The organism is Niallia circulans (assembly GCF_003726095.1).
GTDB lineage: Bacteria > Bacillota > Bacilli > Bacillales > Cytobacillaceae > Niallia > Niallia circulans_A.
The window spans coordinates 4,799,032-4,810,207 of the sequence record NZ_CP026031.1 but is presented as its reverse complement, the minus strand read 5'-3'; the positions used below and the strand labels follow the sequence as shown (position 1 = coordinate 4,810,207).

Annotated in this window: 10 protein-coding genes and 1 riboswitch; of the genes, 2 read left to right on the top strand and 8 right to left on the bottom strand. The window is 36.1% G+C overall.

The genetic code is table 11. From position 1 onward, the window contains the following. The first annotated feature begins 81 nt into the window (after nucleotides 1–81). Nucleotides 82–894, top strand: coding sequence for an AraC family transcriptional regulator (locus C2I06_RS22945; RefSeq protein WP_123258938.1), 813 nt, complete (start codon nucleotides 82–84; stop codon nucleotides 892–894). Nucleotides 895–932: 38 nt separating this feature from the next. Here C2I06_RS22945 and C2I06_RS22940 read toward each other — a convergent pair whose 3' ends face one another. The 8 genes from C2I06_RS22940 to C2I06_RS22905 all read right to left on the bottom strand — a co-directional run bounded on the left by C2I06_RS22940 (nucleotide 933) and on the right by C2I06_RS22905 (nucleotide 10,158). Then, nucleotides 933–1,871, bottom strand: a complete 939-nt coding sequence (locus tag C2I06_RS22940) for a magnesium transporter CorA family protein (RefSeq protein ID WP_095330903.1) — start codon at nucleotides 1,869–1,871, stop codon at nucleotides 933–935. Between the two features lie 384 nt (nucleotides 1,872–2,255). Further along, nucleotides 2,256–3,617: an MATE family efflux transporter gene (locus C2I06_RS22935; protein ID WP_123258937.1), complete on the bottom strand. Its 1,362-nt coding sequence runs from the start codon at nucleotides 3,615–3,617 to the stop codon at nucleotides 2,256–2,258. A gap of 178 nt (nucleotides 3,618–3,795) precedes the next feature. Beyond that, on the bottom strand, nucleotides 3,796–4,239 hold the full coding sequence (locus tag C2I06_RS22930; RefSeq protein ID WP_047941643.1) for a MarR family winged helix-turn-helix transcriptional regulator: 444 nt from the start codon (nucleotides 4,237–4,239) through the stop codon (nucleotides 3,796–3,798). A gap of 155 nt (nucleotides 4,240–4,394) precedes the next feature. Next, nucleotides 4,395–5,405 (bottom strand): SPFH domain-containing protein, encoded by a 1,011-nt coding sequence (locus C2I06_RS22925; protein WP_095330900.1) that lies wholly within the window; start codon nucleotides 5,403–5,405, stop codon nucleotides 4,395–4,397. Nucleotides 5,406–5,440: 35 nt separating this feature from the next. Further along, nucleotides 5,441–6,292, bottom strand: a complete 852-nt coding sequence (locus C2I06_RS22920) for a TPM domain-containing protein (RefSeq protein ID WP_095330898.1) — start codon at nucleotides 6,290–6,292, stop codon at nucleotides 5,441–5,443. Continuing rightward, nucleotides 6,289–7,317, bottom strand: coding sequence for a TFIIB-type zinc ribbon-containing protein (locus C2I06_RS22915; protein WP_047941645.1), 1,029 nt, complete (start codon nucleotides 7,315–7,317; stop codon nucleotides 6,289–6,291). The genes C2I06_RS22920 and C2I06_RS22915 overlap by 4 nt, the downstream gene beginning before the upstream one ends. A 246-nt stretch (nucleotides 7,318–7,563) precedes the next feature. Continuing rightward, complete coding sequence (locus C2I06_RS22910; protein ID WP_123258936.1) at nucleotides 7,564–9,039, bottom strand: protein adenylyltransferase SelO; 1,476 nt, start codon at nucleotides 9,037–9,039, stop codon at nucleotides 7,564–7,566. Nucleotides 9,040–9,186: 147 nt separating this feature from the next. Next, nucleotides 9,187–10,158, bottom strand: a complete 972-nt coding sequence (locus C2I06_RS22905) for a sensor domain-containing diguanylate cyclase (RefSeq protein ID WP_123258935.1) — start codon at nucleotides 10,156–10,158, stop codon at nucleotides 9,187–9,189. 108 nt (nucleotides 10,159–10,266) lie between these two features. Beyond that, nucleotides 10,267–10,352: riboswitch (cyclic di-GMP riboswitch) on the bottom strand. 254 nt (nucleotides 10,353–10,606) lie between these two features. Between C2I06_RS22905 and C2I06_RS22900 the strand changes: the two genes are divergently transcribed. Beyond that, nucleotides 10,607–11,143 carry a CueP family metal-binding protein gene (locus tag C2I06_RS22900; protein ID WP_095330894.1) on the top strand — a complete coding sequence of 179 codons (537 nt, stop codon included), beginning with the start codon at nucleotides 10,607–10,609 and terminating at the stop codon, nucleotides 11,141–11,143. Nucleotides 11,144–11,176 lie beyond the last annotated feature (33 nt).

Here is an 11,176-nt window from a genome sequence, read left to right as displayed (position 1 = left end):
TAGATAGGCAAATAAAGAAAAAGTATAATAAGAGTAACTAGTTTATATAAAAATATGAAACTAATGTAAGGGGATACATAAATGGAAGTACATTTTAATTTATTAGATGGTTCTAATCCCTTTTCCATCGAAAGCATCGGCTATCAGTGGGAGCAAGAAATGATTATGCGAGCGGATGGCTATCCGTATTACCATTGGTTACAAACGGAAGAGGGGTTAGGGGAGGTCACCATTGAAAATGAAAAGATCCGCTTAAGACCTTCGGAAGGAATTCTGATTACACCATTTGTTTCACATTACTATCAGGCCATTTCGGCCAAGGGCTGGCAAACAAATTTTTTAACGATTAACGGTACTTTTTCTCCAAATATAGCAGATATCCTTGGAACTGCTCCATACTATCTTGCCAACGATTGCCAAGATTTCTCTTACAGTAATTGGACGAGAAAAATGTTGTCCCATATAAAAAACGAAAACCAAAATAGACAGCAGCAGCTTTCCATTGATGTGTATACCTTTTTATTAAATATACGAGACCATGGCTTACATAGAACCGTCCATACTAATGATTTATATCAGCAATATATTTGGCCGAGTATCCAATGGATTGAAACAAACTATGTAGAGAAATGTGATATTGGCGATATCGCAAAGAGACTCTATATCTCCCCACAATACTTGAATAAGCTTTTTAGACGATTTGTCGGTGTTTCTATCTATCAATATATCCTTGCATACAGAATAAAAAAGGCAAAAGAAATCTTAGTTACCAATAGAGAAATAAAAATCAAGGACATTACGTTCTTAACTGGCTTCAATGACACCAGTCATTTTGTTGCCACCTTTAAAAAGGAAACAGGCTTCACACCAAAAGAGTTTCGAGCATTTTATTAAAGAAGCTCCTCCCTATCATAAGGAGGAGCTGTACATTATCAAAAGAATTTCTTTTTCCAAAAGACTAGAGCTGTTATTCCTGATAATAGGAAGGAAATCATAATCGCAATGGTGAAAGAATAGGACATATCCTGAAATGGAATATGCACATTCATGCCGTAAAAGCTCGCAACCATTGTTGGTAAGGATAAAATAATCGTGAAGGATGTGAGAAACTTCATGACCATATTAACATTATTGGAAATAACTGAAGCAAAGGCATCCATCATTCCACTTAAAATCGACATATGGGTTTCGGCCATCTCAATTGCTTGCTGATTCTCAATGATAACATCCTCTAACAATTCTTGATCATCTTCATACATTTTCAAATAATTACTTTTAAGCATTTTTTGCATAACAATATTATTCGATTTTAAAGAAGTCGTAAAGTACACTAAACTTTTTTCGATGTTAAGCAAAGAGAAAAGCTCTTTATTTTTCATGGACTGCTGCAGCTCTTTTTCAATGCTATCTGTCTTCTTGCTGATTTGCTTTAAATATTTTAAATAAGCTGTCGCCATACTATACAGTATTTGCAAGGAAAAACGAGTTTTTTTGTACGTAAAAAAGCTCTTCATTCTTCCTTCAGAAAATTGTTGAAAAATAGGATTATCCTTTAAGCAAACAGTAATAAAGCAATTCTTGGCAATAATCATTCCTAATGGAATGGTGTCATAAATTTGTGTCTTTTTTTCATCAAACGAAACGAGCGGAAGATTGACAATGATCAATATATTCTCCCCATCTTTTTCAATTCTTGAACGCTCTTCTTCATCCAATGGATCTTTCATAAACGCTAATGGAATATCTAAACCTGTTGCAATTTCTGTTATCTCCTGCTCTGTTGGTGCTATTAAATTGATCCAGCAGCCATTGACTACTTTATCTGTTTCCTGCAACATTCCATCTTCATTTGAAATATAAATTTTTCTCATGCTTTTACCTCCTCTTGTTGTAGAGGAAGTCAACATTCTCTGCCAAATAAAGTTGAATCTTTATCAGTATTCAAACTTCTAAAGGAAGGGCTATATATGACTTCCTCTTTCATGGCCGTGGGTTCTGGTTCAGGTTCCATACACTTTCGAGTACTCATAAAAATTCAACTCCTTGCTTGTAATCTTTAAACCTCTTACATACTACTTTATAATTTATTGATTGTAAACCGAAAAAGACTAAATTTCTCTCGTTCCCCTTATAGCTTACATAAATAGACACTATCTCTGCAATATTGCTGAGACTAGAGGAATTAGTGTTTCTTCTCCTATTACAGCAATATTGCATTTTTGTTTTCCTAAGCAAGAATCCATTATTTTGGCGTATTATTCTCCTTGCAGCAACTCTTCCACAGAAGGACTATTTAATTTATTTCTTAATACATATAATATAGCTGCGGCTACTATGAATGTAATACTATCTGCTATAAACAGGGACCAAACGACACCATGAAAACCAAAAGTGAAATTAGCAAAAAACAAAATAGGAATTAACACCAATCCTTGCACAAAGGCCATAACAAAGGCAGCAGTACCCTGACCAGTCGCCTGAAACATGCCAATAATTAAGAATGTAAAACCAGATAAAAACATAGATAAGAACGTTACTTTTAAGATATAGCTTCCTACTGTAATTAATTCGATATCATTAGTAAATAAACCGATAAGGTTGCTGGATGTAAAAAAGATAATTAATCCAAAAAGAACGGCCATTCCTAGTATAAGCTTACTCGTAAACGCCAAAACTTTTTTCATCCGCTTTCTATCTGCTGTAAAGGAATAAGCTATTAACGGCACTACCCCCTCACAAACTCCCATGATGAAAAACTCAGGAAACTGTTGTAATCTTGAGGAAATTCCATAACCAGCAACTGCTTTATCTCCATATATCATCATAAAGTGATTAAAGAATAGGGCTGTAACTCCCATAAACACATTCATCAAAAATACGGGAACCCCAATCGTTAAAATATGCTTAAAGATAGTTTTTTCGAATGAAAATTCTCGAAAAGATAAGGTAAGGAATTTGCTCTTTTTTCCCATATAATAACTAAAATAAATACAAGCCATAATATTTGAGAGAATGGTTGCTGCTGCGACCCCCATAATTCCTAGCTTTAAAACAAAAATAAACAATAAATCAAGCACAATATTTATGGCAACACTAAATATCATTCCAATCATAGAAACATTTGCCGCACCTTCTGATCGAACTAATTGTTCCATAGTAAAAAATAAAATGATAAACGGTGAACCAATAATTAACATCAATACGTATTGTTTTGTATAATCGAAGGAATGGAGGCTACTACCCAATAATGAAACAATCGAATCTATCAATGGAACTGTAATTATAATGATTAATAAACCTAATAATATAGAACTGTAAATAGAAATCGAAGATACTTGTTTTACTCTATAATATTTTTTTTCACCAAGAAGCCTTGATATATAGGTACCCCCTCCCATTCCTATTAAATTTCCAAAAGCCATGATTAGAGCAAAGACGGGAAGTGCTAGTGTAATAGCTGTAAGCATCGCAGTGTCCTGTAAAAAGCCAATAAAATAAGCATTTAAAATCGAATAAACTACTGTCATTGACATACCAAGCATCATTGGGATAGCAAAATGGGCAACCGCTTTAGCAATTGGTGCTTTTTCAAAATAATAAAGATTTTCTTTTTCCATATTCCCACTACTTTCTTTTTTATTTAGTTAGAAATCTAACTATTTATTTGTAATAAACAGACCTCATTCGTTGAACCGTACTTAATCTAAATGTATTGAAAAGGAAAAACAATTTAGTTTTTTATTTACTTAGAACTCTAACTATATACGGTGATATCCCCTGTAAGATATCACTTTGCTAAAGTTGTTTGTCTACATTTACATTCATTCGTTCTAAAAAATGAAATAGCTGTTTTTTCTCTTCTTCACTAAAACCCTCTACCAGCATATTCTCAGCATTTGCAAAAAAAGCTTCAAAATCACCTACGATTTTTTTCCCTTTCTCTGAAAGAGACAATAACTTTCTACGCTCATCCTTTGGATCAATTGTACGTTTTATAAAATCTTTTTTTTCCAAATTATGAATGATACTACTGATGGAGGAACCCTTTCGATTAAACCTTGATTCTAAATCCTTATGCGTAATCCCCTGTTCCTCATGCGCATCAATGAAACCCATAGTACGAGCCTGTTCTAATGTAATCCCATGCGCTTCCAACCTTTTATCACCACTTAGCTTAATTTTATGATTAATGGTGCGAATAAGATATTGAAAATTTACTTCAAACTCCCTCTCCTTCATGTTCATTCCTTCCTTTTCAATTACTTAGAATACTAACTAATTTACCTCACCTTCTATATAATGTCAATAAAATGCTTTTTGTGTTTGTAAAATAACAACCTATAAACCCAAAAACAAAACGGTTTCCCTCTATGGAAAACCGTTTTGCGTCTCTTTTATACTAATTTATGGCCACAATTGGAGCAGAAATTGCCTTCCCCTGTTTTCGTTCCACAGTTCGGACAAAAATTGGGCCGTTTTTTCTCTTGATTCTGGGATGCTGCTTCTGGTGTTGGTTGTTGAGCCGGCGCTTGCTGCTGATTTTGCCCCTGGCTTTGATTTTGCTTATTCATTTTATCCATCATTTGATTAGCCATATTCATTCCCATCATCATGCCAGCCATATCAGACGCTGCACCCCCGCCTGACATTTTCCCATTAGCCATGCCATCAATCATCGAGATTTGCTGGTACTTATCTATATTGCCAACCATTCCGTGTGAGGCATTTTTATTAATCATTTCCTGTACTTCTTGCGGATAGCTGAAGCTCATAATCTGGAAGCCTGTTATCGCAAGCCCGCTTTCCATCATCTGGCTATTTAAATCTTCTTGAATGCCTTTGGCAATTTCAAAGGAGTTTGCTTGGAGATTGAACATATCCTTGCCTGCTGTGACTATCCACTTCATTAATAATTGATCCAGCACAGAGATAATGCGAATTTTTACATCTTCTACTAAATATTGATTTTTAATCCCAGCAATTTTATCGATCAGCGCGATATAGTCCTTTACTTTAAATTGAAAGGTTCCGTTTGCTCTTATTGGCATTCCACCAGGAAGCCCAGCAGCTGGTATATTTATTGCGTTTTTCGTGCCCCATTTAACTGTAAATTCCTTAGTATTGACGAATAGTACTTCAACTCGCATTCCACTATTGAATCCGAACTTAAAGCCTTTTAAAGTGGACAGAAATGGAACAATTTGCGATTCAATATCATACTCACCCTCCTCTTGAAAAGCTCCTTCTATATTGCCATTATTTAAGAAGATAGCATCCTGTCCTGGGCGAATAATTAATTTACTTCCCTTTTTAATTTCACGATTTTTCCATTTATAAAAAATCATATCTTCACGAAATTCTTCCCATTCCACTACATTGGCAAATTGATTACGAAAAAATGACATCCTTTTTTAACCCCTTTCAATAAGTAAATATTTGTTTAGAATTTTCCTCCGCTTCCACTATGGGAGTGACCACCGCCAGTGATCCCGCCACCGCCACCTGAGTTGTTTTGTGGCTTTCTTTGTTTTGTTACTGTTTTTCGAATAAAGCGATCATGTCTATTTATAATCTTCGAGTTATCCATATACGTATTGCCATTCACGGTTACTTTTCCTCCAGATTGGAAAACCATTATACTAACGATGATCCCTGCAATCACGAGCGAGGCAATTAGCTGAAAGCCCCAATGAAAGAAAAATGCTGGCATTCCACTTGCATTATTTTCCTCGTTATATTCATTTCGAGCCTCATCTATGCCGCTATAATCATAATCATTTTCTAAATTAGCCGGATCATCCACTAAATAATAAGTCGATTCATGCATAAAAGTGGAAAAAGCTTCAAAATAATCACCATCTGATAAAGCTGGCGTTATCTCTTCACGGATATAATCGATTGTCGCATTATCCAATGCATCTTCCGCTTTTTTAAAACCTGCTAAATAAATATCTCTTTCTTCCATATCAATGGCTAAGATGGCTGTATTTCCATGAGGCTGGTCATAGCCAGGGGCTTCTTCGTCATAATAATCCTGAACATATCTTTTGATTTTTTTTCCATCTGTACCATCTAGCGTAAGAATCAATAAGGCAGTTTCGGTTTCTTCGCCTAATTCCTCTGCTAAGCTTTCCAGTTCTGTTTTTTCAGAATCTGTTAAAAGCTGGGCATCATCAAAGATATATTCCGTTTGATTTTCTGAAGCCGCACTTACAGCACTGCCTGAAAACAGAGTAAATATTGCCAAGGCAATAAATAGTAAACTACTATAGTTCCTTAAAATTTTTCTCAAAAGAAACCACCACCCATTAAGAAGGAGATACCTTTTAATGCAAGGAATGTGCCGCAAGCAATTCCGCTAAACCATAGCGCTACCTTGCCTTTACTAATCGGCGGTTTCCCGACTACTTTTCCTGTCTGCCCATTCATCGCAAAAATATGCTCTTGGCTTTCGTAATCGTAACTGACCATCCATACAGGTAGCAAGACATAATCACTCCGGACCGCTTTTGTATCAATATTTCTATCCCGATAATTTATCGTATGATACCCTATAAAAGTAGAGTGTACAAAGGAATCAATGTAATCACTCACTTTATCTTTGGCTCGCGGCAATAATTCCGCATCCGTATAATTATATTTTTCAGAAATAAAGCCAGCTAGATAAGGTGTTTTAAAATCTTTTAACTGCTCATATGGAAAAGGTTCCAATTTATCCATTAATTCATCTTTCATTTTTTCAGAAGCATCAACTGGAATTTTCGTATAATCTAAATTTATCTTTCGATATGCTTCATAATACTTCGTTTCCGTATAGATATAATCACCGCTTGTATACGTCCGGACCTTTGTGCAAAGGGCAGTTACATCAACATCACTGTTTAAATCATAAAGCCAGAATGGTACATACATACCAGTAATACTTTTTATCCTGTCTGCATTCATAAATCCCTTTGGAGTCAATAGTCCCTTTCTGCACCATTTTTGAAAAGCCGCCATAGCTTCTTCTTTACTGATTGTAAAAGGGATCACTTTCTTAGGAGCAAGCGCTCCTGCCAAGCGGTCAGCAATAACAACGCCTGCACCGCAAAAGCTACAATTTGTTGCCGTTGTGTCTGCTTCTGTTAGTAATACTGCCCCGCAGTTGTCACAATGGTATTCCTTCACCTCATTCTCTTCAAAAGAAGCGGTCATTAAATTTTCTGGATAGCTCTCAATATTCTCTTCATTTCCACAGCTAGGGCAAGATAAACTGCCTGTATCTGCATTAAAGCTCATATCTCCCCCACAATTTGGGCATTTATAATGAAGGATCAAGTAAATCACCTCAATTTTTATCTCTTCTTATACTAATCATACCTTATTTATCCACTCGCTGCTCTGCTGCCGTGAAAAATTTCCGTTATATACATATACTGATTGAACGTTTAAAAAGTTTCATTTTCACACTTTGTTTATAGATGACAGAGATGTAAACATTTACTCGAAAATAATAAAAAAAGTTCCTCGTTTCTAAAAAGAAACAAAGAACCTTCGATTGTTATCTATGCCCTATTAAAATCATCATGTTCCGCAATACGTTTTATAAGCAGGGTTAATCTTCACTGGAGCTATGCCGTACTCCATTTGTGCTTGTGTATATGCATACGGGTTAGATAGCATTTGTAATAATTCCTCCATTACACTTAAATCTCCGCCTTCTGCAGCATCAAGTGCTGCTTCGACACGATGATTGCGAGGGATTACGACCGGATTATGTTTTTTCATTCGTTCACGAGCAGCCACTTCTCCCCCTTCTTGTCCTGCAATTCTTTCCTTCCAAGCTTTATGCCATTCGCTAAATGCTTGATTTTTATTTAGTTCTATTCGTTCTACTTCCCCTATCGTTAAAGCACGGAAAGTATCTGTATAGTCCGCCCGATTATTTTGCATAATGCCAAGGAGCTTCTCTATTAGCTTAGCATCTTTTTCTTCTTCCGCTGCCACTAATCCTAATTTTCCTCTCATTCCATCAAGCCAATGCTGCTGATATAAAGGATTAAATTGATCTAATTGTGCTTGCGCAAGTTCCACTGCTTTTTCCGTATCATCATGGAATAATGGCAACAGGCTTTCTGCAAACCTAGCCAGATTCCACCCCGCTATTTTCGGCTGATTTCCATAGGCATACCGACCTTGAACATCAATCGAGCTAAAAACAGTATCTAAATGGAAGCTATCCATAAACGCACATGGTCCATAGTCAATCGTCTCGCCACTAATCGTCATATTATCTGTGTTCATAACACCATGGATAAAACCAACTAATTGCCATTTAGCAATTAATGCAGCCTGCCGCTTCATTACTTCTCTAAACATTTCAACATACGGATTCCCATCTTTCTTAATTGTTGGGAAATGCCGTTCCATAGCATAATCCGCAAGTGCTTTAAGTTCCTGCTTTGACTCAAGAGCAGCTGCATATTGAAATGTTCCTACGCGAAGATGGCTTGCTGCCACTCTTGTTAAAATCGCTCCTGGCAAACTCGTTTCCCGGACAATCTTCTCACCTGTATCAACAACCGCTAAGCTTCTAGTAGTCGGAATCCCTAGTCCATGCATCGCTTCACTAATGATATACTCCCTTAGCATCGGCTTAAGCGCTGCTCTTCCGTCGCCACCGCGCGAATAGGGAGTTCGGCCAGAGCCTTTTAATTGGATATCGAATCGTTCGCCTGATGGGGTAATCTGCTCTCCGATTAACATCGCCCTTCCATCGCCTAGCATGGTCGGGTGGCCAAATTGATGGCCTGCATATGCTTGCGCAAGAGGAAAGCCTCCTTCTGGAACCTCATTCCCGCTTAATACTTGTATTATCTCAGGGCGCTGCAATTGCTCCCCATTTAATCCAAGTGTCTTAGCCAAATCCTCATTAAGCTTCACTAAACTTGGGGAACTGACTGGATTTACTGTCATCTTAGAATAAAATGTTTCGGGAAGACGAGCATAACTATTATCAAAATTCCAGCCAACATCTGTTTTTGTCTCTTTATTACTCATATTAGCTCCCTTCCATTCCTTTTTGATATTTCTATTATACCCTTTTCACCGTGAAGAACATGCAATAACACTTTGCAAAAAACAATTCTATATAAAGAAAACAGCTTCCTTTAGTTGAAAGCTGTCTTCCCTGTGCTGCAAAACAAGTTATTCTGCCAATACTTTATTGTGATTTTTCTTTTTCTTCTGAACTTTATTTTGATACATATGATTATCTGCTTCTGTAAATAAGGCTGTCATTCTTCCAAGAGAGCTTTGACCAAATGCGTAGCCAATCGACATTCTCACCATGTTTTCTTCTACGCATTTTCCCTTATCGCTTAATCCCATCGTCATCCTCTTATATAACTCTTCTATTTCTTCTTGCTGCATTCCTTGAATTAACAAGACAAATTCATCCCCGCCGATTCTCGAGACCGTAATATAAGGAGAAGAAAAAGTATTTAATAATTTTCCAGCTGCTTTAATTAAATCATCGCCTTGTTTATGACCGTACTTATCATTAACTTGTTTTAGTTCATCTAAATCACATAGGATAATGGCAATTACTTCATCTATTTTCGTATCAAATTCTTCCATCTTTTGTTCAAAGTAAAAGCGATTATATACTTCTGTCAATGCATCATGGATCAGCTGATGCTCTAAATTCTCTCGTAGTCTTACTTTCTCGTCGATATTACGAATGATTCCATGAATCGCTACAAGCTCTCCATGCTCATAAATAGGCGTCGCATATTCCTCAAACCATTTATAAGAACCGTCTGAACATCTCATTCGTTGAACCAATGGCTGACTATAATCAATTGCACCATGAAGTTTTTTGTACATAATGTGATAATCATCGGGATAAATCATTTCTAAAGGGGCATACGGATTCCGATAAAATTCCTTGACCATGCCATCTCCTAATACAGCATCGGCGGAAGGACTAATATACGAATGTCTCATTTGCGGTTTCACTTCATATCGATAAACGATGTCCTTTGAGCTTTCCACTAGTCGAAACATAATGTCTTCTTTTTCTACTTTCGCTTTCCACTTATTATATTTACGCTTATCATTTTTTTTCCAAAAGAAAATACCTATCATTACTCCGCAGCAAAAATATAATATCCCCATTTTTCTCCTCACCTTACCATTAGTGAGACTATCATCGACATATTACAGCTATCCAAATAATAGAAAAAAGCTAATCTTCGACCGATTAGCCCTTCTTTATCAAGATAAATCGGTAACTGGCTGACTTAATCTCCACGATCTTAGTCCCTATAGCTTTGCGTCTTCACCTTTCGATGAATTTGCCTTTATCATTTTATTATATTTAAATAATGAAATACTCTATTTCCTTTTTCTAGTTTCTATTACAAATTTTATAGGAAAATAGACAGATATACAAGAGAAAGAAAGGACTTTTCTCACAATTTTTACCAAACTTCTGAAAAATGAAAAAGAAATCGATTAAATAAAAAAAATTCACAAAATCTCCATTTTTCTTTCATAATTTTTTGCTCTTTTTTGTTATCTTTATACATAAGCAGTCAAACTTGAAAGGGAGAATGCGATTAATATGAAAAAAACTAAACTTATCATTCCGATATTTATTACCATACTATTTGCTGTAACGATTCTTTTAATTATTACCCAAAATAACCGCTATGAAAAAATGGACGATAGCGATCTCAAACAACTTGTTCAAGATTTTAGTTCCGGGAAGAAGTCAGCAGCTGCCGCTTCCATTACCTCTGATACATTAACAGTGAATACTCTCGACAACGAAGAGCATCTCTATCGCTTGCCCAAGGAGGAATTTTTTGTTTCTGTTGCTCCTTACTTAGTAGATACTCACCCTTGTGCTATCCATAATTTAACAGGGTGCCGCGGGGAATTGGCAAATAAGGAATTCGCGGTACTTATTGAAGATGACGTGGGGAATGTTTATGTAGATGAACTTATAACTTCTCAGCAAAACGGGTTTATCGATTTATGGCTTCCACGCAATAAAGATTTAAAATTAACCATCTCCTATAATGGCAAAACAGCCAAATCGGATCTCGCTACTTTTAAGGATGATAATACATGTATTACTGCTCTTCCTTTGATATAAGGATAGAAGGTATCTTAATGACTACATTTAGAT

Bases quoted from the DNA above. Each gene is read 5' to 3' on its own strand.
- C2I06_RS22945 (WP_123258938.1), top strand. From the start codon at position 82: ATGGAAGTACATTTTAATTTATTAGATGGTTCTAATCCCTTTTCCATC.
- C2I06_RS22940 (WP_095330903.1), bottom strand. From the start codon at position 1,871: ATGAGAAAAATTTATATTTCAAATGAAGATGGAATGTTGCAGGAAACA.
- C2I06_RS22935 (WP_123258937.1), bottom strand. From the start codon at position 3,617: ATGGAAAAAGAAAATCTTTATTATTTTGAAAAAGCACCAATTGCTAAA.
- C2I06_RS22930 (WP_047941643.1), bottom strand. From the start codon at position 4,239: ATGAAGGAGAGGGAGTTTGAAGTAAATTTTCAATATCTTATTCGCACC.
- C2I06_RS22925 (WP_095330900.1), bottom strand. From the start codon at position 5,405: ATGTCATTTTTTCGTAATCAATTTGCCAATGTAGTGGAATGGGAAGAA.
- C2I06_RS22910 (WP_123258936.1), bottom strand. From the start codon at position 9,039: ATGAGTAATAAAGAGACAAAAACAGATGTTGGCTGGAATTTTGATAAT.
- C2I06_RS22905 (WP_123258935.1), bottom strand. From the start codon at position 10,158: ATGGGGATATTATATTTTTGCTGCGGAGTAATGATAGGTATTTTCTTT.
- C2I06_RS22900 (WP_095330894.1), top strand. From the start codon at position 10,607: ATGAAAAAAACTAAACTTATCATTCCGATATTTATTACCATACTATTT.